The sequence below is a fragment of the Enterococcus sp. AAFC-DPL-5182 genome (assembly GCF_058216605.1).
In genome coordinates this window covers 2,994,392-3,011,089 of record NZ_CM177101.1, presented here as the reverse complement: position 1 = coordinate 3,011,089, position 16,698 = coordinate 2,994,392, and the positions used below count along the sequence as shown (strand labels likewise).

The 16,698-nt window shown below is 35.7% G+C and carries 17 protein-coding genes; 15 read left to right on the top strand and 2 right to left on the bottom strand.

Annotated features, from left to right (window positions below; translation table 11 throughout):
• Window positions 1-3 precede the first annotated feature (3 nt).
• The 6 genes from AC4BB7_RS14135 to AC4BB7_RS14110 all read left to right on the top strand — a co-directional run bounded on the left by AC4BB7_RS14135 (window position 4) and on the right by AC4BB7_RS14110 (window position 6,933).
• Complete coding sequence (locus tag AC4BB7_RS14135) at window positions 4-711, top strand: LytR/AlgR family response regulator transcription factor (RefSeq protein ID WP_086314110.1); 708 nt, start codon at window positions 4-6, stop codon at window positions 709-711.
• Window positions 708-2,021 carry an ATP-binding protein gene (locus AC4BB7_RS14130; protein ID WP_490483454.1) on the top strand — a complete coding sequence of 438 codons (1,314 nt, stop codon included), beginning with the start codon at window positions 708-710 and terminating at the stop codon, window positions 2,019-2,021. Before AC4BB7_RS14135 ends, AC4BB7_RS14130 begins: the two co-directional genes overlap by 4 nt.
• Window positions 2,022-2,143: 122 nt before the next feature.
• The gene (locus AC4BB7_RS14125; protein WP_490483453.1) at window positions 2,144-4,597 is read left to right on the top strand and encodes a glycoside hydrolase family 3 C-terminal domain-containing protein; all 2,454 of its coding nucleotides are present in this window, start codon (window positions 2,144-2,146) and stop codon (window positions 4,595-4,597) included.
• Between the two features lie 43 nt (window positions 4,598-4,640).
• Entirely contained in the window at window positions 4,641-5,090 is a 450-nt protein-coding gene (locus AC4BB7_RS14120) for a GtrA family protein (protein WP_170923008.1), read from the top strand.
• Window positions 5,091-5,092: 2 nt separating this feature from the next.
• Complete coding sequence (locus AC4BB7_RS14115) at window positions 5,093-6,103, top strand: glycosyltransferase family 2 protein (protein WP_490483452.1); 1,011 nt, start codon at window positions 5,093-5,095, stop codon at window positions 6,101-6,103.
• 161 nt (window positions 6,104-6,264) lie between these two features.
• The gene (locus AC4BB7_RS14110) at window positions 6,265-6,933 is read left to right on the top strand and encodes a CPBP family intramembrane glutamic endopeptidase (protein WP_490483451.1); all 669 of its coding nucleotides are present in this window, start codon (window positions 6,265-6,267) and stop codon (window positions 6,931-6,933) included.
• A gap of 174 nt (window positions 6,934-7,107) precedes the next feature.
• Here the strand turns inward: AC4BB7_RS14110 and celB are convergent, their stop codons facing one another.
• A complete protein-coding gene (gene celB, locus AC4BB7_RS14105) occupies window positions 7,108-8,430 on the bottom strand; it encodes a PTS cellobiose transporter subunit IIC (protein WP_490483450.1) in 1,323 nt (440 codons plus the stop codon).
• A gap of 460 nt (window positions 8,431-8,890) precedes the next feature.
• Here celB and psiE point away from each other — a divergent pair, with 460 nt between their 5' ends.
• Window positions 8,891-9,343, top strand: coding sequence for a phosphate-starvation-inducible protein PsiE (gene psiE, locus AC4BB7_RS14100; RefSeq protein ID WP_490483449.1), 453 nt, complete (start codon window positions 8,891-8,893; stop codon window positions 9,341-9,343).
• Between the two features lie 70 nt (window positions 9,344-9,413).
• Here psiE and AC4BB7_RS14095 read toward each other — a convergent pair whose 3' ends face one another.
• Window positions 9,414-10,460, bottom strand: coding sequence for a YeiH family protein (locus tag AC4BB7_RS14095; RefSeq protein ID WP_086314102.1), 1,047 nt, complete (start codon window positions 10,458-10,460; stop codon window positions 9,414-9,416).
• A gap of 106 nt (window positions 10,461-10,566) precedes the next feature.
• Between AC4BB7_RS14095 and AC4BB7_RS14090 the strand changes: the two genes are divergently transcribed.
• The 8 genes from AC4BB7_RS14090 (at window position 10,567) to AC4BB7_RS14055 (ending at window position 16,673) form a co-directional block, all read left to right on the top strand.
• Window positions 10,567-11,391 carry a LysR substrate-binding domain-containing protein gene (locus AC4BB7_RS14090; RefSeq protein ID WP_490483448.1) on the top strand — a complete coding sequence of 275 codons (825 nt, stop codon included), beginning with the start codon at window positions 10,567-10,569 and terminating at the stop codon, window positions 11,389-11,391.
• 219 nt (window positions 11,392-11,610) lie between these two features.
• Window positions 11,611-11,967 carry a DUF7006 family protein gene (locus tag AC4BB7_RS14085; protein ID WP_086314100.1) on the top strand — a complete coding sequence of 119 codons (357 nt, stop codon included), beginning with the start codon at window positions 11,611-11,613 and terminating at the stop codon, window positions 11,965-11,967.
• Between the two features lie 359 nt (window positions 11,968-12,326).
• Entirely contained in the window at window positions 12,327-13,130 is an 804-nt protein-coding gene (locus tag AC4BB7_RS14080) for a PTS mannose/fructose/sorbose/N-acetylgalactosamine transporter subunit IIC (protein WP_086314099.1), read from the top strand.
• Entirely contained in the window at window positions 13,123-13,941 is an 819-nt protein-coding gene (locus AC4BB7_RS14075) for a PTS system mannose/fructose/sorbose family transporter subunit IID (protein ID WP_086314098.1), read from the top strand. Before AC4BB7_RS14080 ends, AC4BB7_RS14075 begins: the two co-directional genes overlap by 8 nt.
• 31 nt (window positions 13,942-13,972) lie before the next feature.
• Complete coding sequence (locus tag AC4BB7_RS14070; RefSeq protein WP_490483447.1) at window positions 13,973-14,449, top strand: PTS sugar transporter subunit IIB; 477 nt, start codon at window positions 13,973-13,975, stop codon at window positions 14,447-14,449.
• A gap of 19 nt (window positions 14,450-14,468) precedes the next feature.
• Window positions 14,469-15,320: a MurR/RpiR family transcriptional regulator gene (locus AC4BB7_RS14065; RefSeq protein ID WP_490483446.1), complete on the top strand. Its 852-nt coding sequence runs from the start codon at window positions 14,469-14,471 to the stop codon at window positions 15,318-15,320.
• Window positions 15,321-15,329: 9 nt separating this feature from the next.
• Window positions 15,330-16,238, top strand: coding sequence for an N-acetylmuramic acid 6-phosphate etherase (gene murQ / locus AC4BB7_RS14060; protein ID WP_490483445.1), 909 nt, complete (start codon window positions 15,330-15,332; stop codon window positions 16,236-16,238).
• A gap of 15 nt (window positions 16,239-16,253) precedes the next feature.
• Window positions 16,254-16,673, top strand: a complete 420-nt coding sequence (locus AC4BB7_RS14055) for a PTS sugar transporter subunit IIA (protein ID WP_490483444.1) — start codon at window positions 16,254-16,256, stop codon at window positions 16,671-16,673.
• Window positions 16,674-16,698 lie beyond the last annotated feature (25 nt).

Sequence of the window (16,698 nt, the reverse complement as noted above, 5' to 3'; positions counted from 1 at the left end):
AAGATGAAAATAGCTATTTGTGAAGACAATCAACAAGAACGAAAAAGACTAAAAGAATTTATTCTCCGATATAGTGAAGAAAAGAATCTGTTGGTCAACATCGATGAATACACTGATGGAATTGAACTGATCGATAATTATAATAAGCTTTTTGATATTGTTTATTTAGATATTGAAATGGCAATGATGGACGGCATGTCGGCAGCCGAAAAACTGAGGAAGCATGATGAAAATGTCATGATAGTTTTTGTGACGAATTATGTTCAATACGCCATTCGCGGATATTCAGTGAATGCATCAGATTTTTTATTGAAACCACTGACTTATTTTAGTTTTGAAGAACATTTTAAAAAAGTTATGTATCAGTTTGAGAAAAAGAAAGAAGTATTTATCTCAGTAAAAACCAACAATGAAATGAAGCGTATCGATGTGGATCAAATTTTATTTGTAGAAAGTCAAGGACACTATCTCTATTTAAATTTAAAAGCAGATATTTTTACTATCCTGGATACCATGAAAAATATGGAAAAGCGCCTATCAGACAAAGGTTTTTTTCGATGTAACAATGGTTATATTGTTAATTTAAAATATGTCAGGAGTGTGGATAAGAATATCGTTGATGTCGGAGGACATTTATTAACGATCAGTCGACCTAGGAAAAAAATATTTATGGAAGCATTAACTGATTATATTGGAGATGATTTATTATGATCGAGAATATTCCCGGTATTCCCAGAATTTATACTGCTTTATCAGAATGGCTTGCCTGCTTAATTATTATTCTACCTTTTTTAAGAGGAAGATGGACTTTACTTAACGCGTTTACGTTAGTTGGCACATTAGTTATTCAGATTTTTTTTCAATTAGGAGCAGGTATGCTGCCAATCATCTTGTGGATTCCTGGAATGATTGTCAATGTTTTGTGGATGTATATTACTCTAAAATACTTCACAAGACAAAGTTTTAAAGCAACAATCTTTTTATGCTCCAAGGCATTTATACTTGCAGAATTCTCAGCGGCGATTTGCTGGCAGTTATTCTATCAATTTTCACTAGGGCAAGATGTAGAGAAAGATAGCTCATTTCCTTATATGATCATAGGGTTAGTCATTATTTTTTTCATATTCTTGATTGTAGAATTTCGAACGAACCAACAAGAGGTCCCGATACAGCTTCGGAATAAAGAAACATTAATGGCGATTTTGACAGCGCTGATTATCTTTATTTTAAGTAATAGCGGCTATTGGTTATCTGATACACGTGTTTTTTTTGGAAATGCAGTAGGTATTTTTTCTGTCCGTTCGTTTGTCAATCTTTCTGGTATTTGTTTATTATATCTTCAAGAAACGCAGCGAAAAGAGGATTATTTGAAGAAAGAATTATTATCGATCAACAACGTATTCCAAACACAGTATCAACAATATGTTGCCTATAAAGAAAACAGTGATATTGTGAATCGAATGTGTCATGATTTGAAACATCAAATAGACGTGATTCGAGCAGAAGACGATCCAGTTAGACGAGAGCACTATTTAGAAGAAATGGAAAAAGAAATTATCGACTTTGAGTCGCCAGTGGAGACTGGACATCCAGTATTAGACACTATTTTGACAAGGAAAAATCAATTTTGTTTAGAACATGGAATCAAGTTGTCATGCTTTGTTGATGGGCAGTTGTTGTCGTTTATGAACGTCATGGACATTTGTAGTTTATTCGGTAATGCGCTAGATAATGCGATCGAGTCGGTTCAGGAATTGCCGAATAAGGAACAGCGTTTGATTCATTTACGAGTAGATGAAAAAAATGGATTTGTGATCATTAAGTTGAATAACTATTCTGTCAATCAAATAGATATCGAAGATGGTTTACCAGAAACCACGAAAAAAGACAAAATGAGACATGGCTACGGTCTAAAAAGTATCTCACAAACCGTTGCTGTCTACGATGGTACAATGACGATTTCTACAAAAGAGAATTGGTTCATTCTAAAGATTTTATTACCCAATAAAAGCATTCGTTGATAAAAAATGGGCGTACAAATTACGTATGAATCAACACAATCTGTGAGGAATCTATGCTGTCTTTTATGATCCATTGTTAGAATGAGGGTAAAAGATGAATACCTATTTTGAAAGGAGTATTTATGGAAAATCGTGAACGAATTGAAAAAATGACATTAACTGAAAAAGCTAGAATGATGTCCGGGGCATCTATTTGGAAGAGCGTAGAGCTTCCTGATTTGGATATCCCAGCACTTTTTCTTTCAGATGGACCAACTGGATTAAGGAAACAAAGTGGTTCTGGCGATCATCTGGGGTTGAATGCTAGCATTCCCTCAACTTGTTATCCAACTGCGGCAACGATTGCCAACAGTTGGGATCTAGAGTTAGCTGAAACGATCGGCAGATTTCTTGGAGATGAAGCATTAGAACAAGGAATCGATGTTATTTTAGGGCCAGGATTGAATACAAAACGCAGTCCTTTGTGTGGTCGTAACTTTGAATATTTTAGTGAAGATCCTTATTTATCAGGTAAAATGGCGGCTGCGTATATTAAAGGAATCCAAGAAAATGGTGTGGCTGCTTGTCCTAAACATTTTGCGGCGAATAGCCAAGAATTACGACGAATGGCAAATAATTCAGTTGTAGATGAAAGGGCTTTAAGAGAAATTTATTTGACTGGGTTTGAAATAGCTGTAAAAGAAGCAAAACCAAAAAGTATCATGACAGCCTATAATCGAATCAACGGCATTTATGCTAATGAACATCACTATTTACTTCGAGAAATTTTAAAAGACGAATGGGGATTTGATGGTTTTGTCGTATCTGATTGGGGCGGCAGTAATGATCATGTGGACGGTGTAAAAAATGGTAGCCACTTGGAAATGCCTGGAACAGGAAATGCGGGTGCTTTAGAAATTGTTGAAGCAGTCGAATCTGGCGTTCTTAGTGAAAGTATTCTTGATGAGCGAATAGATGAACTGTTAACCGTTACTCTAGCTATCCATGATCAAAAACAAACGCAACAAGTTAAAACAACAGCCAAAGAACGCAATGCATTTGCTCGAACAGCTGCAGCGCAAAGTGTTGTGCTACTTAAAAATAATCAAGAAACATTGCCATTAAAAGCGTTGGAGAAACTTGCGATTATTGGTGACTTTGCCAAAGATTCAAGATATCAAGGCGCAGGTTCATCACTAGTAAATCCGACAGAAGTTGATACGATATTGGAAGCTGTTTCTGACTACGACCTTGAAATCGTTGGTTTTGCCCAAGGCTATGATCGGAAAAATAAGTTGGATAATGGATTAGTGAACGAGGCTAAAATTGTAGCGGAAAAATCAGATATGATTTTACTCTTTATGGGATTGACTGAGATTAGTGAAGTAGAAGGACTGGATCGAGAACATATGAAGCTTCCAAAAAATCAAGAAGTTTTACTGCACGAATTAGCTAAGCTGAATAAAAAGATCGTTGTTATCTTGTCTGGCGGTTCTGCTATTGAAATGCCTTGGCTAGAAAAAGTCGATGCAGTGATTCATTGTTATTTAGGAGGACAGGCGGGTGCACACGGAGCGTTAGATGTCTTAACTGGCAAAGTAAATCCATCAGGTAAACTTAATGAGTCTTATCCACTCAGTTATTCAGATACGCCAGCAGCATATTATTATCCAGGAAAAGAATACGATGCTGAGTATAGAGAATCTATTTTTGTTGGCTATCGTTACTATGATAAGGTGAAAAAAGAAGTGCTATTTCCCTTTGGATTTGGGCTAAGCTACACGAACTTTTCTTGTACAGATTTTGTCGTAACAGAGCAAGGTATTTCATGTTCAGTAGAAAATAATGGGAAACTGGACGGAGCCGAGGTGTTGCAGCTTTATATAGGGAAAAAGGATTCAGCGATTTTTCGACCGACCAAAGAGCTAAAAGGATTTAAAAAAGTATTTTTGAGACAGGGTGAAAAAGCCACAGTCACTATTCCGTTTGATATATACACATTTAGATTCTTTAACCCAGAGTCGAATCAGTGGGAAATTGAAGCCGGAGAGTATGCGATTTCTGTTGGGACGAGTAGTCAGGATTTACCATTTGAAACGACTATTGAGCGAGAAGGTGTGACGTTAAAAACGATTTACGACAAAGAAAAATTAGCGCCGTATTTTAGTGGTGAAGTGAATCGTTTATCTAAAGCTGATTTTGAAGTTCTTTACCAACATGAAATTACAGGAAGTATGTGGGATCGGGAAAAAGAATTAGGCATGAATGACACGCTTAGCCAAATGTTTTACGCAAAAAGCATGCTCGCAAGAGGGATCTATAAGATTTTAACTAGAATGAAAGACAAGAGCATAGAAAAGGGTGAACCGAATTTAAATATCTTATTCAATTACAATATGCCGTTTCGTGCAATGGCTAAAATGACTGGGGGCAATATTAGTCAATCGATGGTAAAAGCGATTCTGCTGATTGTAAATGGTCATTTATTTAAAGGAACGAATAGATTGCTGAAAGGCTATTTTCTAAATGAAAAAGTGAAGAAAATAAAAGATTTAACCAAGCTTGAAAGGAATTTAGAAGGTGAAAAAAGAAAATAGAGTAGTTCAAGCATTCAAAAATTGGAAGAAAAAACATCCTGAAATGTATGAGTTCCTCTTATTTAATGTGATGAGTAATGTTGCGACTATTACGAATTTCGCAGTATTATGGATAAGTTCAGGTTTACTGCCGATGTTTATTAAAAATTCAGCTTTCCAGTGGTTTATTTTTAAGTACCCAACTTCTGAAGGGGGAGTAGTTGGTTTTATCAGTTTTTTAATTGCGTATGTTTGCGCGCAGATCGTGAATTTTATTGTACAAAGAAAAATTGTTTTTGGCTCAACAAATAAAATAGGAAAGGCTTTGCCGTGGTATATTTTGACGGTAGTTGTAGCTGGAATTATTTCTGTTTGGTTGCCACCGCATGTGATCGGGTTGATAAAACCTGTAACAGGGAATGTTGCACCAACGATTGCTAACTTTGTGAATATCATCATCCAAGTGGTGATCAATTACCCAATGATGAAATTTGTGATAATGAAGAAGGATTGAAAATGAAAATACTAAGTGTAATTGTTCCAGCTTATAATTCAGAAGATTATCTTCACCGAGCAGTTGACTCTTTATTGAAGGAAGCTGCCAATGTAGAAATTATTATTGTAAATGATGGTTCAACGGATAAGACAGGAGAAATTGCCAACCGCTATAACCAGCATTATCCCGATACAGTAAAAGTTATCCATCAAGACAATGGAGGACATGGAGCTGCAGTGACAACAGGGTTACAAGCTGCTACAGGTCATTATTTTAAAGTGGTAGATAGTGATGATTGGGTGGATAGCACGGCTTATAGTCGTGTTATCCATCAATTAAAGCAACTAACGAATGATCGAAAAATCGATATGTTGGTGACAAACTATGTTTATGAAAAAGTTGGCGCTTTTCGTAAAAAAAGAGTGTTGTACAAACGGGTCATTCCAGAAAATAAAATAGTTGGCTGGAGTGATACAAACTTCCGACAAGGAAACTATTTATTAATGCACTCCATCATATTCAACACCGACTTATTAAAACGAATCAATCTTCGTTTACCTAGACACACTTTTTATGTGGATAATTTATTTGTTTTTGAACCAATGCAGTATGTTAGAAAAATCTATTATTTAGATGTAGATTTTTACCGCTATTTTATTGGTAGAGAAGATCAATCGGTCAATGAAAATAAAATGATCAAACAAATCGATCAGCAACTTTTAGTGAATAAAAAAATGATTGAGCTGTATAGCTCTAACCAGATCGAAGATGAATCGTGTAGGCAATATCTTTTTCAATTTCTAGAGATTGTCACGACTGTGTCTTCAGTATTGGCATTGAAGAGTAATACTGAAGAGAATCTTTGGAAAAAAGAAATGTTGTGGCACTATATCGAAACGATTGATCCTACTTTATATGAACAGTTAAGAAAAAGATTTTTAGGCGCTTTGCTGTCACGAAAAGGATTTGGTATTCGCTATTTTGTTTTGCGTATCTATAAAACCTGTCAGAGGATCTATGGATTTAATTAAAATAAAAACAATAAACTACCCGATGAATACAGTGCGCTTAATGTAAACGGAGTTTTCTAGGCGCACATTCATTTTACGTGTATCCGTTTTACTACTCAATCATAGTTTGTTATTATGAAAGGTATACTCAAAAGTATATCTAAAAAAAGGAGAGTAATGGGATGACGTATGTTAAAAATTTTTTTATTTTGGTTGGATTGTTTCTATTAAGTCAAATTAGTATGACCGCATTTGGGGTAGCAAAAGGAATTTCTCAAAGAATCGGCGAAGCAAATTTATCTTTGTTTGTATCTATTTTGCTGATACTGATAGTAATCGGAAATATCTGGCTTTTGATATTTTTAGGGAAAAAACTTGGGTTCTTAAGCTTAAAATGGAATTTTTTTACTAAGAAAAATGTTGGGATCATTGTAGGAGGATTTATTTTAGCAAGAGTGATTGCTATTGGCGGAACGCTTTTATTAAATACTCAAGGATCAGAAACTACTGCAAATGATGCAGCTATTCAAACAATGTTTACAGGAGAGAATCCTCTATTGATCGTATTATTGATTGGGATCTCAGCACCAATCATGGAAGAAATTGTATTTAGAGGTGGAATCATTGGTTTTTGGCTAGAAAAATTTCCGATGATCGGTATCGCAATTAGTTCAATTTTATTTGGTTTGATTCATGGTCCCACTAACCTGATCAGTTTTTTGATTTATGGATCGATGGGCTTGATTCTTTCTCTGGCTTATTATAAAACTCAACGTTTAGAGATCAGTATGTCTATTCACTTTTTAAATAATATATTGCCTGCGATTATAATAGCTCTTGGAATGATCTAGTTAATAAGGGCAATAAAAGAGGATGGGACAGAAGTGTTTATTTCCGATAAGATTGCTTCTGCTCCCACCGTTTATCCGGATTCTAAGTGAGTGGGACATGACTCGAAGAGTTATGTCCCACTCACTTTCATATTCACAACTAGGCTGTCAAAGAATGTATTCTCTGAGTTCCAGTTAAGCTTTCTCAGTAATCTCTACTTCTAGTTCCCCGTCATATGCTGCTTCACCTTCCATTTCAATCTTATATGCTTTTGCATCTTCCATCTTAAAAAATGGATAATACAATCCAATACTTAATAAAATTTGCACAACTTGTAACAAAGCACCTCGCCAACCACTAACCATCAATCCAGCAATGATCGGAGGCATGGTCCACGGTAAGTTAACCCCATTAGCTAAAGGAACGATCCCGGTTGCCATGGCTAGATAAGCTACGATACACATCAAAAGTGGTGCAATGATAAAAGGAATCAACATCATGGGATTTAAAACAATCGGAATGCCAAAAACTAAGGGTTCATTAATATTGAAAATTGCAGGAGCAAAGGAAAGTTTTCCTAGCGTTTTAAACTGAGAGGATTTTGCAAAAAATAAACAAGCAATTGCCAAACCAATTGTCGCACTAGAGCCGCCAAGTTTAACAAAATTACTATAAAATTGATAGTTGACAATATTCGGTAGTTTTTCTCCAGCTGCAAAAGCTTGCGCATTTTCTACGGTCAGAGCAATCCAAATCGGCTGCATCACAGCGCCAACGATATTTGAACCGTGGATACCAAACGACCATAATAATGCTTCAAATAATAATATGATCAATGTCGCAGGCAGTGAGCTTCCTAGAGCCAGAAGCGGTGTTTGCAGGACCTCGAAAATAAAATTTTGAGCAGTTTCATATGAAGTGAAGGTAAAACCAATCCGAATCAAATTAAAAACGATCACTACGAAAAATCCCGGAATCAATGCTGAAAAAGATTTTGCAACATTAGAAGGAACTGAATCAGGCATTTTGATCGTCCAACCTTTTTGAATAACCCAACGAAAAATTTCAGCAGCTAGAATAGCAGTGATCATACCGACAAATAGACCTGATGCACCAAAGTTTCCTAAAGGTAAAAATGAACCATTATCAGTCACAGTAATCGGTGTTAGCACTAGAAAAGCAACTAGAGAAATTGCTTGAGTAGAGCCTCGGTCTACAGAATAATACTTAGCCATCTCACTAGCAATGCCTAAGATAACAAATAAAGTCATTGCATTCATCGTCATATTGTTGACTTGTAAAAATAGTCCCATCCAATCTTTGCCTAAAACAGATTCCATAAAATTAGTATACGGCTCTATCGGTAATTGTGTAACGAGTAAAAACATAGAACCAATGATCAATAAAGGCATAGCGACAAAGAACCCATTTTTAATGGCTGAAAGATAACGATTAGAATCAAGTTTGTAAGCGATCGGACCTAATTTTGCTTGAAGTTTATCTAGAAATGTATTCATGTTATTCCTCCTTGCATAAATTTTTGATAAAATATAAGTGACTAGTACTTCTTTTTTTGTAACCCCTTATATTTGTGGAGGGAAAAAAGATGTATAAATTTATTCTATAGTATGCCGATGTCAAAATCAATATATCAAAGTTGTTTTCTTTAGATAAAAAGACTGATATAGTTTATAGTTGTATTGAATCGTACTCCTAGCTTTATAACAGAGTAAACTACCTATGATTGTATTGATTTTTAAGTGAAATACTCCCAATAGTTTGTTTTGTTTTCACAAAAAATGATTCCAAGTCATTGTCGTGTCTGCTTTTCTTTCAGATTTAGATTTTTACATCATATAAAAAAAATGTTATATTATTCTTATAAGGGAAGAATAGTATTCGTCTTAAAGAAGATTGGCGGAACTAAATTTTTTTATCTAGCTTAAAGCTAGCGCTAAAAACAAAAGGAGGACGAAAATGAAAGAAGAGCAGAGATTTGGGATAATGAAAAAATATGTCAATTGGGTTTTGGACGTTGTTTTAGGCGCACTTGCCCTACTTATTTTGATTTTTATGATACGTCAATTATTTGATATCAGTACATTTATCACAAAACCGATGACACCCAAAAACTTATCGATCGTGATGCAGGAAGTTGTGGCATTTTTCATGTTATTTGAGTTTATCATGATGGTGATTCGCTATATTCAAGAAGGACATCATATTCCAATTAGATATTTGATCCTGATTTGTATTACGGCTATTTTAAGACAGTTAATGGTTTTACATGGCGATGCTGTCCAAACTTTATTATTATCAGTATCGATTTTATCACTGGTGATTGTATTATTCGTACTTAATCTGAGCGGTAATAAATCCTATGTTGGATTTAAGAGCCATATAGATGATAAGCATGAGTCAAACAAATAAAATTAGGCAAAACATAGAAAGGGAATGTATCAATCAGATACATTCCCTTTCTATGTTTTATTCATTTAAATTAAATAGCTAGTAATGCAATCAAAACGATCGCTAAAACCACTTGAATCAAACCGACCGATAAGCCATAAATCAAAAACCGTTTTCCTTCTTTGAAGAATTTTTGAAAATCTAAACGTAAGCCGATGGCAGCCAATGCAGTGATTTCAAACCAACCGCTGAAAAAGTGGGCTGTTTCGCTTAGACTTGCTGGTAAATGAATCAGACTATTTATAACACAAAACAACACAAAACCTACAACGTACCACGGTAAAGCAGAACTCTTTTTTTTAGGGGAAGTGTTAGTAGTGGCTGAAATGTCAGATCGTTGATGTTTGAATTTGCCAAAAAGATAAACGACCACCACAAGCAGCATGATCCGCATGATTTTAAATAGCATAGCAAGCTCTACGACTTGTTCATTAACCATACTAGCACTTGCAACCACCTGCCCTACTGATTGCAAAATACCACCGATCAAAGCACTCTTAGTTAAAACATCACTCCCATAAATAAGAGAGCCGATAATAGGGAGCAGCAACATAAGAATCGTTCCTAATAAGTTTACCAGTGTGATGATCTGTCCTTTTTCTTCTTCTTTAGCATGAATAGCAGGTGCAATCGAAGCAACCGCAGAAGAGCCGCAGACCGCATTTCCGCCAGCCATCAATAGGGACATATTATCTGAAAACTGCATCTTTTTACCAAGTACATAAGAAGCAAGAATGGTTAAAGTCATTTGCAAAAGAATAAAAATACCGCCTTTAAAACCAATTTGAGCGATAGTTTGAAAGGTAACGGTTGCTCCTAACAGTACAACCGAGAATTCAAGGAGCTTACCTTCGGCTATTTTGGTTCCTTTTTCCAAAACAGGATTTTTCAAAAAAGTATTGCCTAGTAAAATACCAAGCAAAATGGCGATAGTTGCAGCACCTAAGGTTGGGAGCCAAATAGCTGCAACTTTACTGATGACAGCTACGATAAAGGCTGTCATCAATCCAGGGAGAATAAGCATTGCCTTTGTTAAATATGAGTACTTTGTATTATTGTTTTCCACTAAATCATTCATCTTCTTTCCTTGTCTAACTATACATCCAGTATAACGAAATAATTTGCATTTGAGAAATAAATAGTTAAAATATTATCTATAACTAAAACGAATGGAAAGGGTCTCTATGTTTAAATTACTGAAAACATTCCGCTCTGTATACGAAACAAAAAACTTTTCAAAGACTGCGGAAAATTTATTTATTTCCCAACCAGCAGTATCTAACCAGATCAAACAACTAGAAGAAGAGTTAAATATTCAATTATTTATTAGAAATGGTCGGCAAGAAATCAGTGCGACAAAGCAAGCCGATATTTTATACCATCATCTGCTTAATTTATCGGATGATTGGGAGGATACTTTACATGCGTTACAAATTCAAACGATTCCCAGAGAAACATGTAGAATCGTTGCTTCAAATACATTTGCGGTTTACTATCTGCCAGAATTAATGAAACAATTAAGTCAGCAATTTCCTGCAGTCTCATTTATTTTAGATATGGATAATTCAGAGCAAGTGCTAGATAGAATTGAAAAGCACCAAGCACACTTTGGGTTTATTGAAAAACCGTTAATAACAAACTTGATTATACGACAACAAATTTTAACGGATGAACTAGTTCATGCAGGTGATTTTTCACAAGATTTATGGCTAGTTCGAGAAGAGAATTCTGGTGTTTTTCATTATACAGAGCGCTATTTTTTAGAGCATAATCTGACTCCACAGAAAATGTTGATCAAAAACAATGAAATGATCGTCAGGTGTTTGGAACAAGGTATCGGGCAATCAATCTTATCAAAGAAAGCCTTGACTGAAAAAATAAAATGGAATCCTTTAAGTAAAGAATATCAAAGGAGTTTTTACTTTATCAAAAGCCAGCATATTGAATCAGTTCAATTACGAGAGGTTGACCGATATATCAGTCATTACTATGAACAAAATAATTTGTAATGTATTCAAAATAGTGACAAAAAAAGAGAAAAAGAATAATATCCTTTATTTATGTTGAAAAAATAGCCATTTTAATGGAAAAAAATAGGTTGCTTGTGCTATCTTAGTAGGAGATATTTAATAGGAAATGAAAAAGAATAAGTGATGTCTAAATTTTTTTATTTTATCTGTTTGTTGGGGGAAGAGGAATGGAATAATTGTAGGATGGGAGGAAACATCGTGGAAGCGTTTATATGGAATATTTCGCTAAAAGAGTATGTCGCATCAGTGGACCAAACAATCAAAATCGATCAAGAATTTATTGATTATTATCAATATTTAGAAGCAGAAGCAAGTCAGCTAGTTGAAAAAATAAATTCGACAACTTTGGCTGCTACTTTACCAAAATTGATGGCTATAGATGAAAAATGTACACTGGTGATTTTTTATATTTTTAATGGATATGCTTTAGAAAATGATACAGCGAGCGACACGATCCAATTGATTGAAAAAGAGTATAAAAAAACACATAGGGAAAAATATATTTTTGATATGCCAGAATATGAAACATGGTCGATTTCTCAAAGAATTCAGTGATCTATATAATGACAATTACATAAGAAGTCAGTGGATAGCTATAGAAATATTCTTGATTTTTCTTACCAAGCAGCAAGATAGTTGATGAATGAAGTTGAAATAACTCAGTTTATTTTTTTCTGCTCATTTAGATATAGAACAGAATGTGGAGCAAAACGAAAGTCAGTTTTGCTCCACATTTTTTTGTATTCATTTAATGAAATTTGATTTCTTTATTTTGAAAAAAATAAAAGTGTTGAAATTTGGTTTCTTAAATGGTATTCTGTTTATGAAGAAAGCGCATTCTTTTTTTGTTCATGAGTTACTATTTTTGAGAAAATGAAACAGAACGGTGTTCTATCTACGAGGGGGAATTAAAAATGGAGATTTCTATCGGCATTATTCTTATTTTATGTATCTATACGGCAGTAGGTGTCTTAGATCAAATTTCTATACAAATTGGGCCATATACACCATTATTTGCAGCAACCTTTACAGGTTTGGTTTTGGGTGATGTTCAAACAGGTTTGATGATTGGCGCGACCTTACAATTAATGACGCTTGGTGTGGCAACTTATGGTGGTGCAACAGTTCCAGATTTTCTTTCTGGTGCAGTCATGGGAACGGCTTATGCAATCATTTCTGGACAAGGAGCTGAATATGGGATCGGCGTTGCTGTGCCGATTGGGTTACTCTTGACGCAATTGGATATCCTTGGCAGAATGACGAACACATTCTTTCAACATAAGGCAGATAAATACGCAGAAGAAGGAAATTACAAAGGTGTTGAGCGTTGCAATATCTTGGGCATATTTCCATGGACACTATCACGAGTGATTCCAGTGTTTATTGGATTAACGTTTGGCGAACAAGTTGTAACCGTGATCAATGAATGGATTCCAGTATGGGTCATGAATGGACTAAAAGCAGCTGGTGCAATTTTACCTGCGATGGGAATTGCAATCTTGATGCGCTATCTACCGATTAAAACGTATTGGCCATATTTTATTATTGGGTTTGTATTGTTAGCGTATGGTGCAGCGTTCTTCTCTGTTTTAGGAGTTGCATTAGTTGGTTTAGCATTAGCTGCTATCTATGTTATGAATCAAAACAATAGAGGAACTGCAACTTCTGCTGGAACAGTAGTCTACGAAGACGATGAGGAGGTAGAGATCGATGACTAACAAATTAACGAAAAAAGACATCAAGAAAGTTTACTGGAGAAATCTATTCAGTTTACAATGGGGATGGAATTACGAAAAAATGCAAGGACTCGGTTACTCGTATGTGATCATGCCGGCATTGAAACGCTTGTATAGTGACGATCCTGAAAAAATGAAAAAAGCACTTAAAACTCAAATGGGCTTTTTTAACACAACACCTGCCATGTCTCACTTGATTATTGGTGCTGATATGGCTTTGGAAGAAGAGATCGGGATTGAAGATGATCAAGCAATCACTGGATTAAAAACAGGATTGATGGGTCCGTTTGCAGGTGTGGGTGATACGCTATTTATTGCAATTTATCGTGCAATTGTTTTTTCAATTGCTGCTTATATGGCACAAGGAGGACAAGCCTTTGGTTTAATGATTCCACTTATAGCAGGGGGAGTTGTTCTCTGGGTACGTTATAAGTTTACGTGGATTGGGTATAATCAAGGGAAAAAAATCGCAACTGAATTTGCTGACAAAATGAAACTACTGACGCAAGCTGCGGCAATTCTTGGATTAACGGTTGTTGGAGGATTGATTCCTTCTGTCATAACTTATAAACTAGAGTTGACCTATAAAATGGGTGAAGTGACCTTATCTATTCAAGAAATGTTGGATAAAATTTTGCCAGCGTTGATTCCATTATCGATCGTAATGCTCTCATACTGGTTACTGGGCAAGAAGAAAATGAATTCAACGCGTTTGATCTTCGTTTTGATTTTACTTGGAATGGTTTTAGGGAATTTACAAGGAATTACGTCTTGGATCGGAAATCTCTTTTAGAAAGCAAATTTTAAAAAAAGGATGATGAACAATGTCAATAAAAAATGCACGTGTAGATGAACGTTTGATCCATGGTCAAGTCGCAACAGTTTGGACGAATACCTTAGGAGCTCAAAGAATTATGGTCGTAAACGATTTAGCAGTCAAGGATCAAATGCAAATAGGCGCTTTGAAGATGGCAAAACCAGCAGGCGTTAAGTTGTCGATTTTATCTAAACGAAAAGCAATCGAAAAAATCTTGGCTGGTAATTATGATGATGAAAAAGTTTTCTTGATTACTAAAGACATACGAGATATGGCAGACTTGATCGATGGCGGTGTCCCATTAAAAGCCTTCAATGTTGGGAACATTTCGCAAAAAGCTGGTAGTAAATCAATCAAAAAATCCGTGGCGGTGACTGAAACAGACATTCAGACAATCAAACGTTTAGATGAACAAGGTATAAAAATCACAGCGCAAATGATACCGTCTGAATCAGACGAATCAATATTAAATTTTATTAAATAAGAAGTAGGAGTTGAGCTAGATGGATGCAATCAAAATTATCCGACAAAAATACAAAAACTTTTCTAAGGTCAATCGAAAAATCGCTGATTATATTTTGAAAGATCCCACACTGGTCCTTTCATTAACAGCGAATGAAATTGCATCCAATAGTGAGACATCTCCAGCCTCAGTAACCCGTTTTTCTAAGTTACTGACATTTGATAGTTGGGAAGAATTAAAACTTGCGATTGCGACCAAACAAGGAGCAGATCACGCTCCAAAAAAAATCGATCCGATCGTATCAACGGATGATTCCATCGAAACCTTATGCGCTAAAGTTGAGTCATTGCTAAATACGACAATCGAGGATTTATTTGATCTTGTTGATAAATCAGCCTTAAAACGATCGATTGATGGAATCAAGCAAGCAGAAACTATTTATCTGATGGGCATAGGTTCTTCGTCTTTAACAGCATATGATTTGTATCATAAATTCAATCGAGCTGGAAAAAAAGCCGTATTTAATTACGACGTTCATATGCAATTTGAATTTTTGAATTATTCTAAACCTGACGATGTTTTGGTTGCAATTTCTTATAGCGGTCTTTCTAAAGAAGTTTTGATTGCGTGTGAAATTGCTCGACAAAATAAAACCAAAATCATCTTTATTACTAGAAATGAAAGTGAACGGATCATTGAGCTAAGCGATGAAGTTTTACTAGTACCAGCAAATGAGCATTTACTAAGAGTTGGCGCAATTGCTTCGATTGCTTCCACTATGGCAGTCGGGGATGTGCTGTATTTAGGCTCTATTCAGGATGATTTAGATACGACGATTGAAAAAAATATGACAGATACAAGAAAACTAGTAGAGAAACTGAAAGAAAAGTAGGGATGAACGATGAAGTTAGACGAATTGACAACTGAAACTCGGAATACACGAAGCATGAATATCGATCAGTTATCAACGATCGATATGATAACGATCATCAATCAAGAAGATCAAAAAGTTGCATTGGCAGTAGAGAAAGTGTTGCCTGAATTAGCAGAGGCGATTGATCAAGCTGCTGAGCGTTATAAAAAAGGTGGACGTTTGATTTATTGCGGTGCAGGAACATCTGGGCGTTTAGGAGCATTGGATGCAATCGAGTTGACGCCAACATATAGTGTTTCACCAGATAAAGCATTTGGTCTTATTGCTGGGGGAAAAGAAGCGATGTTTCACGCTGTAGAAGGCGCTGAAGATTCAAAAGAACTGGCTGAAGCAGATTTAAAAACACATCAACTAACGGAGAAAGATGTGCTCATCTCGGTTGCAGCTAGCGGGAGAACACCTTACGCAATCGGAGCTATTGAATATGCTGAAAAAGTTGGTGCGCTGACAATAGCTATCACCTGTAATGAAGCGAGTGAAATGAATAGAATGGCAACTTTTGGCATTGCACCAGTAGTTGGACCAGAGGTGATCACTGGATCAACACGGATGAAAGCAGGGACTGCACAAAAAATGGTTTTAAATATGTTTTCAACAGGCGTGATGGTGAAAGTTGGGAATGTGTATCAGAATTTAATGGTCAATGTTCAACCAACAAATGAAAAACTGATCCAGCGCTCAATCCATATTATTCATGATGCAACAGGAGTTGGTTTAGCCACTGCAAAAGAATACTTGGCACAAGCTCAAAACCAGGTAGCAGAAGCGATTGTCATGATTAAAGGAGAAGTCGAGTTGACAGAAGCCAAAAAGCTATTAAAGCAAAATAATCGACGTATCTCAGATGTCCTTGATGATTTAAAAAAGGATGAGTAAGTGGAGGGAACAACAATGAAACCAAAATTGATTTTGATGAGCCATGGGAACATGGCGGCAGAAACATTGCATTCAGCAAAAATGATCGTTGGAGAGTTAATAGATGCGGAAGTAGTGTCAATGACCGAAGCTGACGGGATGTCTGGTACAACAAAAAAATTAGTACAAATCCTTGACAGCTTAGGGAATCGACAGGTATTGATATTAGCTGATCTAAAAGGTGGAACCCCATGTAATGTGGGAATGATGCAAATGAGCGAGCATCCGAATCTACGCGTGTTATCTGGATTGAATCTGGCTATGGTCATCGAAGCGGCTGTTTCACAAATTGAGCAGATCGATGAACTTACAGATTATTTGTGTGGCATCGGAAAAAATGCCATAGAGAAAATCGAGCTTCCAGAATTAGATGATGAAGATGGGTATGAAGAATAGGTTCAATAAAAAAGCTGAGATTTCA

Excerpts from the sequence above, each read along its gene's own strand:
- AC4BB7_RS14135 (WP_086314110.1), top strand. The coding sequence starts at position 4 with ATGAAAATAGCTATTTGTGAAGACAATCAACAAGAACGAAAAAGACTA.
- AC4BB7_RS14130 (WP_490483454.1), top strand. The coding sequence starts at position 708 with ATGATCGAGAATATTCCCGGTATTCCCAGAATTTATACTGCTTTATCA.
- AC4BB7_RS14125 (WP_490483453.1), top strand. The coding sequence starts at position 2,144 with ATGGAAAATCGTGAACGAATTGAAAAAATGACATTAACTGAAAAAGCT.
- AC4BB7_RS14120 (WP_170923008.1), top strand. The coding sequence starts at position 4,641 with ATGTATGAGTTCCTCTTATTTAATGTGATGAGTAATGTTGCGACTATT.
- AC4BB7_RS14115 (WP_490483452.1), top strand. The coding sequence starts at position 5,093 with ATGAAAATACTAAGTGTAATTGTTCCAGCTTATAATTCAGAAGATTAT.
- AC4BB7_RS14110 (WP_490483451.1), top strand. The coding sequence starts at position 6,265 with ATGACGTATGTTAAAAATTTTTTTATTTTGGTTGGATTGTTTCTATTA.
- celB (WP_490483450.1), bottom strand. The coding sequence starts at position 8,430 with ATGAATACATTTCTAGATAAACTTCAAGCAAAATTAGGTCCGATCGCT.
- psiE (WP_490483449.1), top strand. The coding sequence starts at position 8,891 with ATGAAAGAAGAGCAGAGATTTGGGATAATGAAAAAATATGTCAATTGG.
- AC4BB7_RS14095 (WP_086314102.1), bottom strand. The coding sequence starts at position 10,460 with ATGAATGATTTAGTGGAAAACAATAATACAAAGTACTCATATTTAACA.
- AC4BB7_RS14090 (WP_490483448.1), top strand. The coding sequence starts at position 10,567 with ATGTTTAAATTACTGAAAACATTCCGCTCTGTATACGAAACAAAAAAC.
- AC4BB7_RS14080 (WP_086314099.1), top strand. The coding sequence starts at position 12,327 with ATGGAGATTTCTATCGGCATTATTCTTATTTTATGTATCTATACGGCA.
- AC4BB7_RS14075 (WP_086314098.1), top strand. The coding sequence starts at position 13,123 with ATGACTAACAAATTAACGAAAAAAGACATCAAGAAAGTTTACTGGAGA.
- AC4BB7_RS14070 (WP_490483447.1), top strand. The coding sequence starts at position 13,973 with ATGTCAATAAAAAATGCACGTGTAGATGAACGTTTGATCCATGGTCAA.
- AC4BB7_RS14065 (WP_490483446.1), top strand. The coding sequence starts at position 14,469 with ATGGATGCAATCAAAATTATCCGACAAAAATACAAAAACTTTTCTAAG.
- murQ (WP_490483445.1), top strand. The coding sequence starts at position 15,330 with ATGAAGTTAGACGAATTGACAACTGAAACTCGGAATACACGAAGCATG.
- AC4BB7_RS14055 (WP_490483444.1), top strand. The coding sequence starts at position 16,254 with ATGAAACCAAAATTGATTTTGATGAGCCATGGGAACATGGCGGCAGAA.